A 19,473-nucleotide genomic window follows, 5' to 3' on the forward strand; every position below is an offset into this window, starting at 1 on the left:
AAATCCGCCTTTCTTAAAAAAGAGGATTCTAAAAATAATAAACAGGATTGGTATTTACACCTGTTTTAAGGACGGCAAAGTTAGGGAATTTTTGCTCTAAAATATTAGCCAATAATTCAATAGTATATTGTTCACTTTCATAATGGCCTATATCTACCAAGAGAATGCGGTTATCCGCATCAAAAAATTCATGGTATTTAATATCAGATGTTATATAAGCGTCTGATTTTGAATTTATTGCATTTTTTAGTAAAAAAATGCCTGCACCGCCGCAAATGCTGACTTTTTTGATGCTTTTGCCTTGAAGCACCGTATGTTTTACTATAGAAAGGTTAAAAATGTCCTTAAGGCGCTGTAGAAATTCTTTTTCGCTGATGGCGTCATCCCATTCTCCTGTAACTCCTGCCCCGATTTCCTGATGTAGATTAGTGAGTCGTATGACTTCATAAGCTACTTCTTCATAGGGGTGATGGGTCTTGAGGGTGTGGATAAGCCGATGTTCTAGGTGAGCGGGAAAAAGCATTTCGATTTTCAGCTCTTCATCACTATGTCTTTGCCCTTTTTCACCAATAAAAGGATTCGCTGCTTCATTCGGTTTAAAAGTACCGATTCCTTTTACACTAAAACTGCATTCGCTATAATTGCCGATATGTCCTGCACCGGCTTGAAACAAGGCGCTCATGACATTTTCTGCATGAGCTGCCGGTATGTAGAAGTAAAGTTTGCTAAGTTGCTCCTTTTTCGGAGCAAGAATGGAGAGGTTTTTTAAGCCTAACTTTTGAGCAATCATACCGTTTACTCCGGATAAAACATTGTCCAGATTGGTATGGATAGCATAAATAGCAATATCGTGTTTAATGGCTTTGATAATGGTACGCTCTACGTAACTGTTTCCGGTAATCTTTTTCAGTCCTCCGAAAATAATAGGATGATGTGCTACAATAAGATTACAGCCTTTGGTGATAGCTTCATCAACTACAGCTTCGATAGTATCCAAACAGCAAAGTACTCCAGTACATTCCCAGTTGGCATCGCCGGTAATCAACCCGGCATTATCATAGTGCTCTTGTAGCGAGGGATGTGCTATTGATTCTAGATATCCTATAATGTCTTTTATAACCATGTGCCCACTCCGCGTTTAAGTTCTGCAATCTACAAATTTATGCTACGAATATAGCATCCTCTAGCAGCTTTTACCATAAATATCTTATACGAAAAATATCTTATACGAAAGATAATGTCTCCTGCAGAAGTTATTCAATAGTTTCTTCGAGCATGAGCAATTTACCATCATGGGTCACACCTTCAGCTACTACTTTCAGTTTTTTCGTACGATCGGTATTATAAAAATGAATAGGAATGGATGAGGATGCGCCACCGATGCCTACTTCCGGCATCCAGGTAAGTGTAAGGCGGTGGTCAACATAGTTAACCTCGGGAGGTGTGGAATAATCGGGGCTGTAGAATTCTTTAATAATACTGTACCCGTCGTAATCCACAATATCCCCAGTACTTTCTATGGCCTCATTCAAGTCTTCACCGCGTTTGGTATAGATAGCTACTGCAGGACCATTGCCTCGAGCACCGATAAACTGTGGAAAAATTTTGATGAGTGCAATCTGGTTAGCTGGAATTGTGGATATAATAGAAGCATCCTGCATTGGCATTTCATCAAGAAACAACTGTACGGGCTGCCGACGGAAGAACAGGCGGTAATTATCCATAAACTGACCGTTACGTTGTACAATAAGATTGGGTACTCTACCCATTAGCCATTCGAAGATGTTGAACTGTGGTATAAATTGGCCAGTCAGATTAATGGTACGCGCATTGAGGTTTCCTGCAAACAAGGCACTCATGTATTTCTTTTCCAGCTCTTCTAATGTTAGGCGGCGCCCTTCAATATAGACGTTGTCCAACAATGTGCCGCTGCCACGTGTATAGCTATTGAAAGCTTGTTGCATATTGTTGATAAGTGATGTGTTAGTGTTAACGGCAGGTGGTCTTTGTAGTAGAGGTAAGTTGTAAGACTGATACAGAGAATCTGTATTAAGTTGAACAGTGATAAACTGACTTTTTTTACCCATTACATCGGTAAATAGTATTTTGGCTTTATCAAAGAATACAACTGAGTCCATTTTAAACCGGCCTTCGGCATCAGTTTTCACCATTTGCAGGGCTCGCCCCGAATCGGATGTGGCCACCCATACCAGCAGGTCTCTGTCTGCAAAACTTTTTTTCGAGCCACGTACGTTTACTTTACCGGATAGAGATATATAGCCGGGGTCGTTATATTGAGGTTTCGGTAAGTTGTTATCAGCAACCTGCTTCCAGGTAAAACGGCGCCAGCCGTTGGTTAACATTACTAGATCCAACGCATCTTTTGCTGCGGGGTGATTACTAAAATAAAATGCAGGATGGTGCACATATCCGGGGATATCGCTAGTTAATAGCAATGAGGATATGATATTTTCCTTCCGGAGACCCGGCTCGTTAAAATCATTATCCGTTACTGCTACCGAAAAGTTCCCTTCAACCGGTTCGGCAAAATGAATAGATAACTCGTTTTTTCTTCTGGGGCGGAGGTCAATCTTTTCTTTCTGTAATGAGGCTTTTACAAGGTATTCTTGATTATCTATAAATACAAGGCGTTCGGCCAGTGGTATACCGTCTTTATTAAAGAAAGTACATTGAAGCACTCCGGAGGGAAGCTTATCTGTAGCAATACTCCCTTTTAAGGAAGCATCAATAGCCTGTTTGAAAACCACTTTATGTTGCATTTGGCCTATTACATAAACTGGACGAAAACGATCGCCTCCTGCTGATTGCAGTTGATATAAAAAGCCCTTTTCATTCTGCGAAATTTGCAGGGCAACGCCTTCTCGGGAGGCTTCTGGTAGTGGAAATTCGCGGCCATCTAGCAACGCTACATACGTCCTGCCCTCGATAGGCGTAAAGGCGAACTTGCCCATGCCATCGTGCATACTTTTTATAGGGGTAATAGTATTGCCACTATCATCTTTGATAAGGGCCTTGAAGTTTACCGGCAGCCCTGATGTGTTTGTAGCTTTGAAGGCTACTGTATTTTCAACTCCAGTTAATAAAATACCTCCTTCTGGGAAGAAGCGAAGTTGTACATTGCCAGCAACGGTTGGCTTGTTCTTAGAGGATTTGCCATATAGTCTTATGGCGGTACTGTAAAGAAAATCTTTATCATGATTTAGCATTAAAGGTGAGTAGGCACGCAATTGATAAGTGCCGGTGCTCAGTGTATCCGGCAGATCAATTTGTCCGTAAGTAATACCGTTGAAAACCGGGAGAACTTTTTTATTAATCAATTCTCCGGTGGTGTTCAGCAATTCTACGAATAATGTAGAGTTTCTTGCCGAAGGTTGAAAATCGGAAATAAAATAACTTTTGAACCAGCAGGTTTGTCCGGCAAAATAATCTTGCCTGTCGAGATGCAGATATACTTTTTCAATCGGGTTTTCTTGATGCCACGCTTCTAATTTTTCGTCCGGTGTCTGTGCTTTCAGGCTTACAAAATAGAGCAGAAACAAACAGGCGAATAATATATTCCTTTGCATGTTCATAGTGCATTGTTAAGTTACAAAAAAATAAGCAAGAGATATCCCTTCTACATCTTATAATAGGATGCATTTAACAATGCATTTGCATAAAACCACCTGCGAATATTAATCGCCGCCCGGTTCGATGATTTGTTCCACCATCAGCATTTTACCGTCATATGTAATCCCCTCTACTACGACTTTGAAGCGTTTGGTTCGATCGTTATTATAGAAGATAATAGGAATTGTTGGATTCCTTTGAGCTACATAAATGTCGGGTGTCCAGCTCAAGGTAAGCCTATTGTCTACTTTATCATTATCCGGCTGAGCCTCATAATCAGGATTGTAAAACTCTTTTATAATTGTATATCCGTTATAAGTAATAATGTCTGTAGGAGAATCAATCGCGGCATTTAGTCCAGCACCTCTTTTCGTATAAATAGCCAGTGCTGTACCTCCTCCAGGCGTAGCAATTGAAGTAGGGATGAGTTTAACCATAGCGATCTGATTCACAGGTATGCTTTCGATCATGAGGGCATCCGTACGCATCTCGTCTAAGAAAAGGGTAACATTGCTGCCCTCTAATCCGCCTCCTCTGTATTGAATGGTATATTCCCCGGCACTACCTGTAATGCTTAAGCCCGGTAGACGACCTTGTAGGTATTGGAAGATGTCTCCAGCATAAGTTTCTTCACGTAAATCCAATATGCGACTGTTCATGTTTCCTGAAAATAACGGGCTGGCATACTCTTCATCGAGTTTTTCTGTTTCTGATTTGCGATAGGAGCGAACGGTTACAGCTTCTAGTGTTTTACCTTCGGCTTTAAGATAATCGTTAAAGGCAGTAATCATTTTTTCTTCGAGCAACGGTGCAGTGCTATCTGTAAAAGGAGCCGGCGACCATTCTATCGGGTAGGTACGGCGTAATGAGTCATTATGCAGTTTTACATTAATAAATTTGCTTTTCTTACCGCGCACTTCAGAAAATAAAATTTTCATTTTGCCGAAGAAAATAGCGGAATCAATTCGTAATTGCCCTAGTGAATCGGTTTGCATAATGCTTGAGGTTCCTCTGCGTTTTTGGGTGGTATCATCGGGCGAAATCATTACCAGAATATCCGTGTTGGGTAGTACTTTCTTTCTTCCTTCGATATATACCGTATTGCTGAGGTTGATGTACCCGGGGTCTTTGTATTTGGGTTGTGGAAGCTTATTCTGGGCCACATCTATCCATTTAAATCGGGTCCACCCGTTGGTCATCATTACCAAATCCAAGGCCTCTCTTACCGAATCGTTATCGGAGCTGAAGTAATAAGCCGGATTATGTACGTAACCTCTTATGTGTGAACCTAGCAGCATCCAGGAATAAATGTTCAACGGACGAGTGGGGCTGCTTTCGTAGTCTGCATCGGTGATGGATACCGAGAAGTTCCCCACTACGGAATCTTTTAGCGCAATAGAAAAACGATTCCGCTGTCTGTTCCCCACATTGAGTGTATCAATATTCAGTTTTGCGGGTAAAATATATTCCTTGTTATTGATGAACACTAGGCGTTCGGCAAGTGGCATTCCGTCATTATTAAATACGGTAAGTTGTAAGATGCCGGAATAGATGCTGTCGGTAGGAATAATGCCCGAAATTTCTTTTCTGTTACCACCAAAGGGCTGTTTAAATAATATTTCGTTTTCCATTTGCCCAATCATATAGGCAGGCTGAAAAGCGGGGTCGTCATTCCCCGGAACAATGCGAAACATTTTTCCTTTAGAGGAATGTCTAACACTGAACAATACGCCGTTAGTAGTATGTTCTGGCAAAGGATATTTTTTACTAGATCCTTTGAGGGTAGCATAGTAACGCCCATTCGGTAATGGAAAGATGGCAAAAGACCCCATTCCGTCGTGTAAGCTTTTGAAGGAGGTGACGAGTTCATTCGTCTCACTTCTGATTTCTCCTTCCACATTTACCGGCATTCCCTTTTTGTCGGTAGCCTTAAAGGCTACAATATTTAAAAGATTCGTGATAAGGTTGCCCCCTTCAGCGAAAAATGTTAGCTGCACTTCGGATGCAAGTGGGGTTTTATTATCTTTCTGGGCATTGCTCCCATAAATGCGGATGCGTTTATTAAAAACATACTCGGGTTGATTCAGCATTAATGGAGAGTAAGCCCTCAATTGGTACACACCGGCAGGCGTGTTTTCGGGGATGTCGAGCTGTCCTACACTTACACCCATGTAAGCCGGAAAAACATTTCGTACTACTATTGCAGACTGCTCATTCACCAGCTCTGTATATACCGTAGTGCTTTTATCGGAAGGGATAAAATCAGACATAAAATATCCCTTAAACCATATGGTTTGTCCCGCATAATACGATTCTCTATCTATATGTAGGTAGAGTTTTTCAATGGGATTCAGTTCGGCCCATTTTATTACTTTTTCATCAATGTTCTGACAATACGAATAATTACTAAAAAAAAATGCAATGAGCAGAAAAATAGGGGGAGTAAGTTTTTTCATACAAACAAAGTGTGTAAAGTGAAATTACTATAAAATGACTGAATAAGATTGCTAGGGTTTAATTTTCTATTAAAATGAAGCAGTAAAAACAGACATTTTGTCGCCTTATCAGGCATTGGCAATATTATTGCCATACTTCAGGTGACATACATAATTGTGGTTTTTAGAAAATACAACTTCAATTAGTTATAAAGAATTATATTTTTGCTTTTTCAAATTAAAAAATAAAAAACTAATAGGAATGAATCAGAACAGCGATAACTTTACCGAGCAGGAGGGAATGAATGTTAATGAAAATACCAACGAGCAGGAGGGATTGAATATTAATGTGGACGACAATGTAAGTGGTACTGAACATTTGAATGAGCCTGTAGAGGAAAGTCCCTTGAGTGCGCTGGAAGCCGAGCTGAATGAAAGTAAAGATAAGTATCTGCGCCTAGCAGCTGAGTTTGATAATTTCAGAAAGCGTACCGCAAGGGAACGAATCGAACTGCTGCAGACTGCCGGAAAGGAAGTTATTGTGGATTTATTGGATGTTCTGGATGATATCGACAGGGCTACCAAGGAGTTGGAAGCTTCTGCCGATAAGTCATTAAGTCAGGGGGTGAGCCTTATCTTTAATAAGTTTAGGAATATCTTACAGGCTAGAGGGCTAAAAGTGATGGAAGCGGTAGGCACCGACTTTGATCCTGAGCTGCATGAAGCCGTAACGCAGATTGAGGTGAATGATGAAAGCAAAAAAGGTAAAGTTGTAGATGAGGTTATTAAAGGATATTATTTGAATGACAAAATAATACGCCATGCAAAAGTGGTGGTAGGAAAGTAGCATATGTCAAAAAGAGATTATTACGAGGTACTGAATGTATCCAGAAGTGCGACTCCCGAGGAAATCAAAAAAGCTTATCGTAAAATAGCCATGCAATATCACCCGGATCGTAATCCGGGCGATAAAGAGGCCGAGGAAAAGTTTAAGGAGGCGGCCGAGGCATACGAAGTGCTTAGCGATCCTGATAAACGCGCCCAGTATGATCGATTTGGGCATGCTGGTTTGGGAGGCGCTGCCGGTCGCGGAGGTGGATTTGGTGGCGGCATGAGCATGGAGGATATTTTCAGTCAGTTCGGTGATGTTTTTGGAGATGACATATTCGGAAGTTTCTTTGGCGGAGGAAGATCAAGAGGCGGGCAAAGAATGCGGGGCGTACGCGGAAGTAATCTTCGGGTAAAGCTCAAATTAAACTATGAGGAAATTTCCAAGGGTGTTACCAAAAACATAAAGGTTAAAAAGTATATTGTTTGTAATACTTGTGGCGGTAACGGTGCTAGGGATAAGGGGAGCGTGCAAACCTGTCGCACCTGTCATGGTACCGGGCAAATACGTCGGGTACAAAATACCTTCTTAGGACAAATGCAAACCGTTACTACTTGTCCGGAATGTCACGGAGAGGGTACTACCATTACATCTAAATGTAATCAATGTAAAGGTAGTGGACGGGTATATGGCGAAGAAACCATCACTATTGATGTGCCGGCTGGTGTGCAGGCAGGTATGCAGCTCAATGTAAGCGGCAGAGGTAATGCGGGTGAGCGGGGTGGACCTCCCGGTGATCTTATTGTACTCATCGAAGAAGAATCTCATTCTGAATTGCAGAGAGAAGGACTGAATGTGGTATATGACCTGCATATATCCTTTACCGATGCTGTGTTCGGTACCACGGTAGAAGTGCCTACTATAGATGGTAGGGCCAAAATAAAAATACCGGCAGGAACACAAAGTGGAAAGATTTTCAGATTGAAAGGCAAAGGCTTCCCTAATGTACACTCCAGTTATGAAAAAGGTGACCAGCTTATACATGTTAGTGTATGGACGCCTCAGCATCTAAACGATGAGGAAAAAGCAATACTGGAAAAACTGGCCAAATCACCTAACATGAAACCACAGCCCGAAAAGGGAGACAAAAGCTTTTTCGAAAAAATCAAGGATTTGTTTAACTAGCATTTCGTTTTTATACCATACTTATGTAATCGGGCTTATCAAGCCCGATTTTTTATTATAGGCCTTTGTTTGCGGGGATTTATTTGAGGTTGATGTTTTAAATTCTAGGCTATTAATAGTATCTTGGCCGCTCAAAAATCTAACGAATGTTCCAGTTGACGAATAAAACAGCCGTAGTAACGGGAGGAGGAAGCGGTATTGGTAAGGCCGTATGCTTATTATTTGCCCAGCGTGGAGCCAGCGTGAAAGTTGTAGATGTGAATAAGGAGGCTGCTAATACAACCGTCGCTGAAATCAACGCTTCAGGAGGAATGGCCGAAGCGATAGCGATAAATGTAGTGAATCAGGAGGAAGTGGTGTCCGCTTATCAGGCTATTGAAAAAATTGATATTTTGGTAAACAGCGCCGGCATATCGCATATCGGTACGCTGGAAACAACGGATGCTGCAGATTTCGACCGGGTATATTCCGTAAATGTGAAAGGTGTGTATAACAGTATGTACGCTGCCATACCTTTGATGAAGAAAAACGGAGGCGGTGTAATTCTCAATTTGGCTTCCATTGCGTCCAGTGTGGGCATCCCAGATCGTTTTGCATATAGCATGAGTAAAGGGGCCGTACTGGCAATGACTTTATCGGTGGCTAAAGATTATGTGAAGCATAATATTCGTTGTAATTGTATTTCTCCTGCACGGGTGCATACTCCTTTTGTAGATGGTTTTTTGGCAAAAAACTATCCGGGCAAGGAAGCTGAAATGTTTGCTAAGCTCTCGCAAACCCAACCCATAGGGCGTATGGCCAAACCCGAAGAGATTGCAGCACTTATTCTGTACTTATGTAGCGATGAAGCTGCTTTTATCACCGGCTGCGACTATCCTATTGACGGTGGTTTTATCAAACTAAATAACTAATCACGCTAATTTTAACAGATAATATAAGCTATTAGATTAAACATGAAACTGATACGTTATGGTATGCCGGGAAATATTAAGACCGGTGTTATTATTGATAATGTTAAATATGATACTTCTGCATTTGGAGAAGATTATAACGAAACATTTTTCGAGACAGATGGATTAAACCGTCTGGAACAATTTGTTAGAAACAATAAAGACCAGCTTACTAAAATAAGCGATGATATACGGCTTGACAGCCCTATTGCTCGTCCTTCTAAGATAGTGTGCATCGGATTGAACTATGCCGATCATGCCAAGGAAACCGGAGCCGCCATACCCAAGGAGCCTGTTATCTTCATGAAATCTACTACATCTCTTTGTGGTCCGAATGATAATATTGTAATTCCCAGAAATTCTACAAAAACCGACTGGGAGGTGGAATTGGCTGTAGTGATTGGCAAGAAAGCCAGTTATGTAGAAGAGACTGAAGCGATGGATTACGTAGCTGGTTATGTATTGCACAACGATGTAAGTGAACGTGAGTTTCAATTGGAGCGTGGTGGTACCTGGGATAAAGGAAAAGGATGTGATACATTTGCACCTATGGGGCCATTCTTGGTTACAAAAGATGAAATTTCAGATCCGCACAACTTGCGCCTATGGCTGAAGGTAAACGGAAAGATCATGCAGGATGGCACCACCGCCAACTTCATCTTCAATATTCCACATGTAATAGCTTATGTAAGTCAGTTTATGACTTTGCTGCCTGGCGATGTTATTTCTACTGGAACCCCGGCCGGTGTGGGAATGGGTTTTAATCCACAGGTTTATTTAAAGCCGGGCGATGTGGTGGAGCTAGGTATTGATGGATTAGGAACGGCCTCCCAAACCTGTGTGGCTTGGAGTAAATAAATTTTACTAGAAGAACGTTTTATTTATTCGCTTGCGTTATGTATACTACGATTGATGCCCATCAGCACTTTTGGAAGTTTGATCCGGTAAGGGATTCATGGATTAACGATGCCATGAAGAAAATACGCCGCGACTTTTTACCTGAAGATTTAAGGCCCGTACTGGATGCTAACGGCATAGATGGTTGTGTAGTAGTACAAAGCAGCCAGTCCGAAGTGGAAAATCTATTTCAGCTTACTAATGCCATGCAACATGATTTTGTAAGAGGTGTAGTAGGTTGGGTAGATTTGCAAGCGAAAGACATCGACGAGCGGCTGGCACACTGGCGCTATTACAAAAAGCTCAAGGGATTTCGTCATGTATTACAGGATGAAAAAGATCGGGCATTGATGCTAAAGAAAAAGTTTTTAAACGGTATCAGCCATCTTGAGAAATATGGATTTACCTACGATATATTGATTTATCCCGATCAGCTCAAATACGCATATAAGCTGGCCGCACGTTTCCCCAATCAAAAGTTTGTTATCGATCATATTGCCAAGCCTTATATCAAGGATGGCCGAATTGATGGCTGGAAGCAAGATATGCAAGCCATAGCCCAACTGCCCAATGTCTTTTGTAAGATCAGTGGAATGGTAACCGAGGCCGACTGGAAACAATGGAAGCCGAAAGATTTTATACCTTATCTAGATGTAGTGGTGGAAGCATTCGGTACAAAGCGTATTATGTATGGTAGCGACTGGCCGGTATGCCTCGTAGCTGCATCGTACAAAAGAATGAAGGGTATAGTGGATCAGTACTTCAAATCCTTCTCGGATGCAGAGAAAAAGGCTTTCTACGGCGCTAATGCTATTAAATTTTATAATTTATAAAATGACTTTTACTCTAAAATTCTTTGGGAATAAAAACTTTGTATTTTTCCAGTATCTTGCCGTCTGCGTATAACTCAAAGTTTACATATCCTGCTGTGTAGAAGTTGGAGCGGTCTAGTTTGAACCTTCTTTCTTTGATATCATTCATTTCAAACAGCAGCTTACCTGCCTCATTAAAAAACTTCAGGTCGTACTTTCTTCTGTCAAAAGGCAATTCTACCCGCACATATCTGTCGGATGATGTATAAACATATTTTGAAGGAACAAATCCCGGGGGTAAAAAGTTAGGAGAGAGGTTGGCCTCGGTAGGCGTACCACTGTAAAATGCATCGGTATAGCCTATTGTATCAATGACGGGGCGTTTAGACTTTGTTGTGATATATTGCCCTCCATCAAACTGGATATAAAGCCGGTAGAACATGCTGTCGTGCGGAGGCTTTGTATCGGCAAAGCCATTCTCCTTAAGGGTAGGGTCCGGCATGCTGGCTATCGTTTTAAAATAATAGAGACTATCGGTAGAACGCTGAATACTGATTTGTTTTATGGACGAATTGTAATTGTGCGTCCAAGACAAAACTACACGACCTCCACCTATTTTGAATGCTGAAAAATCAGGCAATACATCCTGCGCCTGTGCATGAAAGCCCCCTGTAATACCTGCAATCAGAAAAATAATAATCTTCTTCATAAAATACTTCCTTTCGAGATATCTGACAAAGATAAGAGAGTGTATAAATAGGAATTAATAAATTAACGTTCCTTTGGGCAATGACAAATTCCCTTGAAGTCCGCCGGAATGAATAACCAGTATTCTTGAGCCGGCTTTAAACTGTCTGCTTTTAAGCAGTTGGTATAATCCAAAGAATAATTTACCTGTATATACGAAATCGGTAGGTATGCGGGTGACGGAATAAAACATGTTCATAAAATCGATTAACTCCGGCGAGCGTTTGGCATACCCGCCAAAGTGGAAATCGTGATAAATATTAATATCCTCCAAGGGATTCAGAAGTAGGGATCTTATTTCGTTCTCAATGCTGAAGTTGTTTTTTAATACACTAAATCCCAAAATTTTGGTGTGCGTCCTTTTGGAGTTGATTAATCCTGCCATCATAGTACCTGTACCTGCGGCACAACATACAATATCAAATTTGTCCTTATCGTAAGCGATGGAGCCTGCCCCGGCTGCGCCTTTGTCACCGTAACCGCCTTCGTTGATGAGATAATCTTCAGCGGTGATAAAATTTTCGGGAAGCTTTTTCATTTTAAAATCGCTGCGAGGTAGAAAACAGAACTCCATGCCATATGATGCAGCTTCTTGTAGAGTATGACCGTATTGCTTGGGTGCTTCACCTCTAATGATGCCTTTGCTTTTCAGCCCATGGATGCGACATGCAGCTGCAGTAGCCACAATATGATTAGAGTAAGCCCCACCATAAGTAACAATAGTACGTTTCTGTTGCTCAAGGGCTTCCTGAATGTAATACCGGAGTTTAAACCATTTGTTACCACTCACAACGGGATGTATTTTATCCAGCCGAAGTACGGATACTTCTACATCTTCATTGCTCAGAAACGCAATAGGATCGGTTGTGATCAAATCTTCGTCAATTATCTTCATTCCTGACAGAGTCGTTAGCTAAATTACCTTATTTTTGATACCGTTTATTTGTTTAACATCAATTATTATAGATTTTACGCGCATGAAACCGACATTAGTGATATTGGCCGCCGGTATGGCGTCCCGTTATGGTAGTATGAAACAGGTTGAGGCTTTCGGGCCCAACGGTGAAACCATTATGGATTATTCCATTTCCGACGCCATAAAAGCGGGTTTCGGGAAAGTTGTTTTCTTGATACGTAAACAGTTTGAAGAAAACTTTCACAAGCTGTTTGCATCCAAACTTGATGGCAAGGTAGATTATGAATTTGCCTTTCAAGAGCTGGATATGTTTCTGGATGGATCCGAAGTACCTGCCGAAAGAACCAAACCTTGGGGTACGGGGCATGCCGTTCTTTGTACAAGGGATGTGGTGAAAACGCCTTTTGCTGTTATTAACGCCGATGATTTTTACGGATACGATGCTTTTGAAAGAGCTGCTCAATTTCTTACTACTGAGTGTAACGAAAAAACATATGCCGTTATCGGTTATCCACTAGTTAATACTTTGTCTGAGCATGGAACTGTTAATAGAGGAGTATGCGGATTGGATGCTCAAGGCAATCTGGCAACTGTAGTGGAGCGCATTGGTATTGGTGTGAAAGACGGTAAAGTGCTGGTAGAGGACGGACTGCAGCCTGCTGAACTTTCGAAAGATACAGTGGTGTCTATGAACTTTTGGTGTTTCCATCCGTCTGTTTTTGATTTGTACGAAAGAGATTTCAAAACCTTTATTAAGGACAATATCACAGTACCGAAGGCTGAGTTTCTGATTCCTGCAGTGGTGGATAACTTCATTAAGGAGGGTGGTGCTGTAAAGGTGATCACTACTTCTGCTCAATGGTTTGGTGTCACCTATAAAGAAGATGCACCGGCTGTGCAAAAGCAACTTAACGATCTGATTAATCAGGGAGTATATAGTCCCAATCTTTGGGGGTAAGCCCTGAAACGCTGTAATATAAAAGCCGCAGGTAGTGTACTATCTGCGGCTTTCTGTTTATTTAAAATAAAAAGCGCTGCATAATACATGCGGCGCTCTTTGTGGGATAGGTTTATCTTTTATTAGTTCACCTTTACCATATAGATATAATCCTGAATTTTTTTAGTTTGTTGGGATGGTTTTAACCCAATCAGTGAACTTTTAGTATTCAGCTTAATATTTTTTAAAATAGAATCGGAGGGGGACTTCTCCTTAAGATCGCTTAGTGCATTAAAGATGTTTCTGCTTTGTACCGCAAACGCTACACCGCCGGCATCTCTTTGTCTTGCATTGAGAATTCCGATTACTTCACCATTGCTATTGAATACGGGGCTGCCGCTGTTACCTCTTTCGGCTCTGATATCGATCTGGCAGCTCAAGGTATCTCCATTATAACCTGTTTTAGAGCTAAGGTAACCTTGACCATATACAATATCTTCTCTTGGATAGCCCAATGTAAATATAGGTTCTGCCAGGTCGGTTGATTTTTTCGTAAACCCGTAAGGAGGTGCAGGCAGCGGTTTAAAATCGGGATCTTCAATTTTTAAAATAGCGATGTCGGAAGCCGGATTGCGGTAAACCACTTTTGCTATAAATTCTTTACCATCTCTATTTTGTACGGCCACATTCTGCGCTTTTTCTACTACATGATTATTGGTTACCAAAAAGCCTTTGCTATCGATAATAAATCCCGTGCCGCTATTGGTATAGGGTATCTCAGGAGTTTGAGCGGTAATACCGCTTTGTTTCAGGTTATTAATTTCTTGGTCCTGTCTTTCTGATTTTTTAGCCAGTGTGTGAATATCCTTTTTCAGTATTTCGAATTGATCTTTCGGAGTTTTAGTAGTAACGGAGCCTATAATACCGCTTATAATAAGGGTAGTAATACCGGCTATAGAAGCGGCAATAACTGCTGTTTTTTTGAAACGATTAAATAGATATACAAGCTTTCCTTTTCCGGAAGGAGCATTTATTTTCCCCTGAACAGACAGATGGTTATGAATTTCATTTAATGAAGTCTGAAATTTTTTCCATTGGTTGAAACGGTTCAGCTTTTGCAGAAAAAGTGTGTGCTCGACCACCATTTGATCTACATCACTATCTTCCTTCCGCAGTTGTTCAAACTGCAGCCGTTCGTCAGGAGTCATATTACCCATAACATACCTTTCCACGGCGTCCAGTAAGATAATATCTCTTTCTTTGTTCAGGTCATTCATCACCAATCACAGTTTTTTATATTGAGAAAAGAATATTTTTTTCAACCTCATTAGACATTTGTATTTCTGAGTTTTGGCATTTTCTGCATTGGTATACCCAAAATCTTCTGCGATCTCCTGCATGCTTTTATTTTTGAAATAAAAGGCTTCTAACAAGCTCTTACAGGGTTCTCCCAAGTGATTGATAGAGGTATACATCATTTCAAACTCTGCATCTTTCTCCTCGTGTTCATTCACATCATCGTCTACAACAACACGGGTTTCCTGCGTATCATCCAAATCTGCCGTATATCTATGCGTTTGATTCAGTTTTTTAAGCCATAATCTCCGGGCAACCGAGTAGAGATAAGTGCGTATTTGACAGCTTAGTTCAAAATTGCCGGAACGAGCTTTGTCGAATAGAACCATCATAGCCTCCTGAAAAATATCTTTGGCATCATCAGTAGTACCACTATTGTTCAGAATTAATGCCTGTATCAGGTTGTAATTTTGACTATAGATGATTTCAATCGACTTTTTATCGTTGTTTGCTAATCCTTTCAGTAAACCTAGTTCCTGTTCTAGTATAGAATCTTTCAACCTGTGTAGTTTTTAATACGCAATTTTAAAAATAGTAACCCTTTTTCAGCCAGAAAAAAAATTAGAAAAAAATATTTATAACGGGTTACTTTTTCCTGAAAAGGGTATCAATTCTTTTACAATAAAAATGAATATTTTATGAAAAAGTTATTATATGTGCTGGGAATCAGTATGTTAGTATTTGCGGCTTGTAATAGTGCAGATAACAATAATAGTGAAAATGTGGATGCAAACGTATTGCCTCCTGATTCTACAGTAACCGATCCGGTAACAGAAGGAGCATTAGACTCTACAGCTACTAACATTGATAGTACGAATACAGATACAGTTACTTATTAACCCTTAGTTTATTATTCGGCAAGCAATATAGAGGAGCCATTCCGCTTTGTGCGGGATGGTTTTTTATTAATAATTGGTATGTATTTTCCTAATATTACCTTTAAACCGGAAACTTTACGTACCTTTGCACTCTTTTTATGACAACATTTGAATCGTTAGGACTTGAAGCAGATCTGCTCCAGTCTCTTGAAACCATCGGTTTCGTTACTCCCACTCCTATACAGGAAAAAGCCATCCCAGTTTTATTACAAGGAACAAAAGATTTTGTGGGACTGGCACAGACCGGGACTGGAAAAACTGCAGCTTTTGGTATACCATTATTACAACTTATTAATAAAGAACAGCGTTCGCCGCAAGCGCTGGTGATATGCCCTACACGGGAATTGTGTTTACAGATCTCGGCCGACTTAGAAAGATTCAGTCCGGCAAAGAAGAAGGTACATGTAGCCGCTGTATACGGAGGCACATCCATTACGCAGCAAATTCAGCAGCTGAGGAAAGGGGTGCATATAGTAGTAGCCACACCCGGCCGCCTGATTGATCTTATAGAGCGTAAAGCCATTCATCTGGAAAACATTCATTATGTAGTACTGGATGAGGCTGATGAAATGCTAAACATGGGTTTTAAGGATGACATAGAATTCATTCTTAAGGAAACCATAAATCGTCACAGTATGTGGCTTTTCAGTGCTACTATGCCGCCTGAAATCAGGCAGGTAAGTAAGCGCTATATGGATAAACCCGTAGAAATTGCTGTAGGAAAAGTAAATTCCACCAATGTTAATATCGATCACCAGTATTTCTTGACACAACATGTCAATCGTTACGAAACTCTGAAACGGATTATCGATTTTAACCCGGGCATTTACGGGATTATCTTCACCCGCACTAAGGCCGATGCGCAGCATATTACTGAGCAGTTGATTCGCGAAGGGTACGATATCGACGCGCTACATGGCGATCTAACCCAGGCGCAGCGCGATAAGGTGATGGCGCGTTTTAGAGAAAAATCGTTGCAACTGCTGATTGCTACTGATGTGGCTGCCCGTGGTATTGATGTGCAGGGAATTACTCATGTTATCAACTACGAGTTGCCTGAGGACACCGAAGTATATACCCACCGTAGTGGTCGTACCGGACGCGCAGGCAGAAGTGGTGTATCGATTTCCATTGTAACACCTAAGGAGCTTTATAGATTACGGCAGATTGAAAAACTAGTAAATACCCGCTTTTCCAGAATGGATATCCCTTCGGGAAAAGATGTATGTCGCAAGCAGTTCTTCTACTTCATTGAGCGTTTGCTAAGTGCTGATATCAGTAGCGGGGAGTATGAAGCTTACCTGCCGGCACTGCGCGAAAAATTTGCCGACATGGAGAAGGAGGAGATTCTTCAGCGCGTAGCAGCACTGGAGTTTGACAGATTCCTTAGATATTACGAAAATGCCGCCGACCTGAACATACGAGCACAAGAGCGAGAACCTCGCGGTACAAGGGAAAAAACCATAGGCAGAAGATCGGCTGGTAATTATCAGCGCCTGTTTGTGAACCTAGGAACTAAGGATGGTTTTTATAAAGCCAGTTTCTTACAGTTTATTTTAGACATGAGTGGGCTAGATAAAAGCGTATTGGGACGCATCGACATGAAAGAAATGAACAGCTGGATCGAAATAGAACCTCAGGCTGCCAAAAAGATGATTCGTGCTTTGGATGGTAAAAATTATCGTGGACGCAAGATTCGTATGAACGACGCGGATAGTGGTGGAGGTAGAGGTAAAGGACGACGTTCTGCTTAAAATCAATAAACAAAATGTATGATATCAAATCGCCGAAAGGCGATTTTTTTTGTGGGTATCAAATTTTAAAATGTATCGCCCCTGCGTGTATAAATTTTCTATAAATTTATACAAACGTGCTATATGAACTTTGAACTGACCGAAGAACACCTGATGATACAGAAAGCTGCCCGGGACTTTGCTCAGAACGAATGTTTGCCCGGAGTTATCGAAAGAGATGAGCAACAGCTGTTTCCTGTTGAGCAGGTATCCCAATTGGCAGACCTAGGTTTTATGGGAATGATGGTGCCCGAAAAATACGGCGGGGCCGGCCTCGATACTTTAAGTTATGTGCTGGCCATGGAAGAGATATCTAAAGTGGATGCCAGTGTGAGTGTGTGCATGAGTGTCAACAATAGCCTGGTTTGTTACGGATTGGAGGCCTTTGGAACAGAAGAGCAAAAGCAGCGATACCTTACACCTTTGGCGCAAGGTAAGAAAGATGGCAAATTGTATATCGGTGCTTTTATGCTAAGTGAGCCCGAAGCCGGAAGTGATGCTACTTCTCAACGAACTACTGCTATAGATATGGGAGATTATTACCTGCTGAACGGTACGAAAAACTGGATTACCAACGGCAGTAGCGCATCTGTATACCTAGTAATGGCCCAAACGGATGCTACCAAGGGGGCAAAGGGGATTAATGCATTAATTGTTGAAAAAGACTGGGAAGGTGTGACGGTAGCAAAAAAAGAAAACAAAATGGGTATTCGCGGTAGCGATACACATACGGTAATGTTCAACGATGTAAAAGTGCCTAAAGCAAATCGTATTGGTGATGATGGTTTCGGATTTACATTCGCTATGAAAACACTGGCTGGCGGTCGTATAGGCATTGCTGCACAGGCATTGGGTATTGCGGCAGGCGCATATGAGCTGGCGAAGGAATATGCTAAAACGCGCAAGGCTTTTGGTACAGAGATTATGAATCACCAGGCTATTGCTTTTAAGTTGGCCGATATGCATACGAAAATAGAAGCCGCCCGCTTGTTATGTTACAAAGCGGCCTGGGAAAAGGACCATCATAAGGATTATACGATTAGCTCTTCCATGGCTAAGCTGTATGCATCGGAAGTGGCCATGTGGACAGCTATAGAAGCGGTACAGGTGCACGGCGGATACGGATATGTAAAGGAATATCATGTGGAGCGGCTGATGCGTGATGCCAAGATTACGCAGATTTATGAAGGTACCAGTGAAGTACAGCGCATCGTCATCAGTCGCGGCATCCTAAAATAGCGTGGCTAAAACGAAGCATTAAGCATACACGGCTTTTACAAAGCGGTCTTTTCCCTGCATGTCTTTTTTTAATGTTGCCGAATAGCCATATTGTGTAAATACAGCAACGGTGTCGGTACCCAAGGCTTCATGTATTTCTACATAAATTTTTCCGTCGGGTTGTAAAAGTTGCCTGCCTGCACGAGCAATCGCATCGTAGAAAATTAAAGGATTTTCATCGGTGACAAATAGAGCCGTATGAGGTTCGTATTGTACCACATTGCGATGCATGCCGGCTTTATCTTTTTGAGGGATATAAGGAGGATTACTTACCATAATATCCACCTTGGGAAGCTTCGACCAGTTTTGTTCATTTAAGAAATCCAGATGCAGAAAGTTTATTGGGGTTTTGTATTGGGTAGCGTTTTTCTGAGCTACTTTTAAAGCCTGTTCACTGATATCGCAACTCCAGATATAGGCCAGAGGTATTTTTCTTTTTAATATAACAGGAATGCAGCCACTGCCCGTGCCAATGTCGAGAACATGAATGATGGCTTTCGTATTTTCTCTAATGATCCAATCTACTAACTCTTCTGTTTCGGGTCGAGGAATGAGTACATGATGGTTTACGAAGAAAGGAATATCATAAAACCAGGCCTCGTTGAGAATGTATTGTATAGGCTCGTAGTTTTGTAATCGCCGTATGATATCATGAATGCTTTTTATGAAACAGCCATCAGGCGTGAAAATTGTTTGCGGATGGGTGCGCAAATTAATTTCCGTAAGCGATTCAATAACCAGATACCAAATGTTTGCTGCCTCGCCGGGATCGTATAGGGGATTTAGCGCTGCTATAAATTCATCCTGAAGCTTGCGAAGAGACATAGTGC

Annotated in this window: 17 protein-coding genes; 9 read left to right on the forward strand and 8 right to left on the reverse strand. The window is 41.4% G+C overall.

Features of this window, described 5'->3' with window-relative positions; all coding sequences use genetic code 11:
* Positions 1–28: 28 nt before the first annotated feature.
* The 3 genes from V2H41_RS10900 to V2H41_RS10910 all read right to left on the reverse strand — a co-directional run bounded on the left by V2H41_RS10900 (position 29) and on the right by V2H41_RS10910 (position 6,086).
* Complete coding sequence (locus V2H41_RS10900; protein WP_330975186.1) at positions 29–1,123, reverse strand: Nif3-like dinuclear metal center hexameric protein; 1,095 nt, start codon at positions 1,121–1,123, stop codon at positions 29–31.
* Between the two features lie 130 nt (positions 1,124–1,253).
* Positions 1,254–3,587, reverse strand: coding sequence for a hypothetical protein (locus V2H41_RS10905; protein WP_330975187.1), 2,334 nt, complete (start codon positions 3,585–3,587; stop codon positions 1,254–1,256).
* Between the two features lie 108 nt (positions 3,588–3,695).
* A complete protein-coding gene (locus tag V2H41_RS10910) occupies positions 3,696–6,086 on the reverse strand; it encodes a hypothetical protein (protein WP_330975188.1) in 2,391 nt (796 codons plus the stop codon).
* A 241-nt stretch (positions 6,087–6,327) separates the two neighbouring features.
* Between V2H41_RS10910 and V2H41_RS10915 the strand changes: the two genes are divergently transcribed.
* From V2H41_RS10915 to V2H41_RS10935, 5 genes are all read left to right on the forward strand, one after another.
* Positions 6,328–6,912 (forward strand): nucleotide exchange factor GrpE, encoded by a 585-nt coding sequence (locus tag V2H41_RS10915; protein ID WP_330975189.1) that lies wholly within the window; start codon positions 6,328–6,330, stop codon positions 6,910–6,912.
* Positions 6,913–6,915: 3 nt separating this feature from the next.
* Positions 6,916–8,079 (forward strand): molecular chaperone DnaJ, encoded by a 1,164-nt coding sequence (gene dnaJ, locus V2H41_RS10920; RefSeq protein WP_330975190.1) that lies wholly within the window; start codon positions 6,916–6,918, stop codon positions 8,077–8,079.
* A gap of 146 nt (positions 8,080–8,225) precedes the next feature.
* Positions 8,226–8,990, forward strand: a complete 765-nt coding sequence (locus V2H41_RS10925; RefSeq protein ID WP_330975191.1) for an SDR family NAD(P)-dependent oxidoreductase — start codon at positions 8,226–8,228, stop codon at positions 8,988–8,990.
* A gap of 42 nt (positions 8,991–9,032) precedes the next feature.
* A complete protein-coding gene (locus V2H41_RS10930; RefSeq protein WP_330975192.1) occupies positions 9,033–9,887 on the forward strand; it encodes a fumarylacetoacetate hydrolase family protein in 855 nt (284 codons plus the stop codon).
* Positions 9,888–9,925: 38 nt separating this feature from the next.
* Positions 9,926–10,759: an amidohydrolase family protein gene (locus V2H41_RS10935; protein WP_330975193.1), complete on the forward strand. Its 834-nt coding sequence runs from the start codon at positions 9,926–9,928 to the stop codon at positions 10,757–10,759.
* 13 nt (positions 10,760–10,772) lie between these two features.
* Here V2H41_RS10935 and V2H41_RS10940 read toward each other — a convergent pair whose 3' ends face one another.
* Entirely contained in the window at positions 10,773–11,447 is a 675-nt protein-coding gene (locus tag V2H41_RS10940) for a hypothetical protein (RefSeq protein ID WP_330975194.1), read from the reverse strand.
* A gap of 54 nt (positions 11,448–11,501) precedes the next feature.
* Positions 11,502–12,380, reverse strand: coding sequence for a 1-aminocyclopropane-1-carboxylate deaminase/D-cysteine desulfhydrase (locus tag V2H41_RS10945; RefSeq protein ID WP_330975195.1), 879 nt, complete (start codon positions 12,378–12,380; stop codon positions 11,502–11,504).
* An 82-nt stretch (positions 12,381–12,462) separates the two neighbouring features.
* Between V2H41_RS10945 and V2H41_RS10950 the strand changes: the two genes are divergently transcribed.
* Positions 12,463–13,359 carry a nucleotidyltransferase family protein gene (locus V2H41_RS10950; protein WP_330975196.1) on the forward strand — a complete coding sequence of 299 codons (897 nt, stop codon included), beginning with the start codon at positions 12,463–12,465 and terminating at the stop codon, positions 13,357–13,359.
* A gap of 122 nt (positions 13,360–13,481) precedes the next feature.
* Here the strand turns inward: V2H41_RS10950 and V2H41_RS10955 are convergent, their stop codons facing one another.
* On the reverse strand, positions 13,482–14,615 hold the full coding sequence (locus V2H41_RS10955) for a S1C family serine protease (protein ID WP_330975197.1): 1,134 nt from the start codon (positions 14,613–14,615) through the stop codon (positions 13,482–13,484).
* Positions 14,616–14,621: 6 nt separating this feature from the next.
* Positions 14,622–15,194, reverse strand: coding sequence for an RNA polymerase sigma factor (locus V2H41_RS10960; protein ID WP_330975198.1), 573 nt, complete (start codon positions 15,192–15,194; stop codon positions 14,622–14,624).
* A gap of 138 nt (positions 15,195–15,332) precedes the next feature.
* On the opposite strand from V2H41_RS10960, the gene V2H41_RS10965 reads away from it, so the two are divergent.
* From V2H41_RS10965 to V2H41_RS10975, 3 genes are all read left to right on the forward strand, one after another.
* Entirely contained in the window at positions 15,333–15,533 is a 201-nt protein-coding gene (locus V2H41_RS10965; RefSeq protein WP_330975199.1) for a hypothetical protein, read from the forward strand.
* Positions 15,534–15,670: 137 nt separating this feature from the next.
* The gene (locus tag V2H41_RS10970; RefSeq protein ID WP_330975200.1) at positions 15,671–17,326 is read left to right on the forward strand and encodes a DEAD/DEAH box helicase; all 1,656 of its coding nucleotides are present in this window, start codon (positions 15,671–15,673) and stop codon (positions 17,324–17,326) included.
* Between the two features lie 123 nt (positions 17,327–17,449).
* On the forward strand, positions 17,450–18,604 hold the full coding sequence (locus tag V2H41_RS10975) for an acyl-CoA dehydrogenase family protein (RefSeq protein ID WP_330975201.1): 1,155 nt from the start codon (positions 17,450–17,452) through the stop codon (positions 18,602–18,604).
* 18 nt (positions 18,605–18,622) lie between these two features.
* Here V2H41_RS10975 and prmC read toward each other — a convergent pair whose 3' ends face one another.
* A complete protein-coding gene (gene prmC / locus V2H41_RS10980; RefSeq protein ID WP_330975202.1) occupies positions 18,623–19,468 on the reverse strand; it encodes a peptide chain release factor N(5)-glutamine methyltransferase in 846 nt (281 codons plus the stop codon).
* Positions 19,469–19,473 lie beyond the last annotated feature (5 nt).

Source organism: Niabella digestorum (assembly GCF_036409055.1).
In the GTDB taxonomy this organism is placed as follows: domain Bacteria; phylum Bacteroidota; class Bacteroidia; order Chitinophagales; family Chitinophagaceae; genus Niabella; species Niabella composti.

What these genes read in the sequence shown, in the direction of transcription:
- V2H41_RS10900 (WP_330975186.1), bottom strand. Translation starts at nt 1,123, where the DNA reads ATGGTTATAAAAGACATTATAGGATATCTAGAATCAATAGCACATCCC.
- V2H41_RS10905 (WP_330975187.1), bottom strand. Translation starts at nt 3,587, where the DNA reads ATGCAAAGGAATATATTATTCGCCTGTTTGTTTCTGCTCTATTTTGTA.
- V2H41_RS10910 (WP_330975188.1), bottom strand. Translation starts at nt 6,086, where the DNA reads ATGAAAAAACTTACTCCCCCTATTTTTCTGCTCATTGCATTTTTTTTT.
- V2H41_RS10915 (WP_330975189.1), top strand. Translation starts at nt 6,328, where the DNA reads ATGAATCAGAACAGCGATAACTTTACCGAGCAGGAGGGAATGAATGTT.
- dnaJ (WP_330975190.1), top strand. Translation starts at nt 6,916, where the DNA reads ATGTCAAAAAGAGATTATTACGAGGTACTGAATGTATCCAGAAGTGCG.
- V2H41_RS10925 (WP_330975191.1), top strand. Translation starts at nt 8,226, where the DNA reads ATGTTCCAGTTGACGAATAAAACAGCCGTAGTAACGGGAGGAGGAAGC.
- V2H41_RS10930 (WP_330975192.1), top strand. Translation starts at nt 9,033, where the DNA reads ATGAAACTGATACGTTATGGTATGCCGGGAAATATTAAGACCGGTGTT.
- V2H41_RS10935 (WP_330975193.1), top strand. Translation starts at nt 9,926, where the DNA reads ATGTATACTACGATTGATGCCCATCAGCACTTTTGGAAGTTTGATCCG.
- V2H41_RS10940 (WP_330975194.1), bottom strand. Translation starts at nt 11,447, where the DNA reads ATGAAGAAGATTATTATTTTTCTGATTGCAGGTATTACAGGGGGCTTT.
- V2H41_RS10945 (WP_330975195.1), bottom strand. Translation starts at nt 12,380, where the DNA reads ATGAAGATAATTGACGAAGATTTGATCACAACCGATCCTATTGCGTTT.
- V2H41_RS10950 (WP_330975196.1), top strand. Translation starts at nt 12,463, where the DNA reads ATGAAACCGACATTAGTGATATTGGCCGCCGGTATGGCGTCCCGTTAT.
- V2H41_RS10955 (WP_330975197.1), bottom strand. Translation starts at nt 14,615, where the DNA reads ATGAATGACCTGAACAAAGAAAGAGATATTATCTTACTGGACGCCGTG.
- V2H41_RS10965 (WP_330975199.1), top strand. Translation starts at nt 15,333, where the DNA reads ATGAAAAAGTTATTATATGTGCTGGGAATCAGTATGTTAGTATTTGCG.
- V2H41_RS10970 (WP_330975200.1), top strand. Translation starts at nt 15,671, where the DNA reads ATGACAACATTTGAATCGTTAGGACTTGAAGCAGATCTGCTCCAGTCT.
- V2H41_RS10975 (WP_330975201.1), top strand. Translation starts at nt 17,450, where the DNA reads ATGAACTTTGAACTGACCGAAGAACACCTGATGATACAGAAAGCTGCC.
- prmC (WP_330975202.1), bottom strand. Translation starts at nt 19,468, where the DNA reads ATGTCTCTTCGCAAGCTTCAGGATGAATTTATAGCAGCGCTAAATCCC.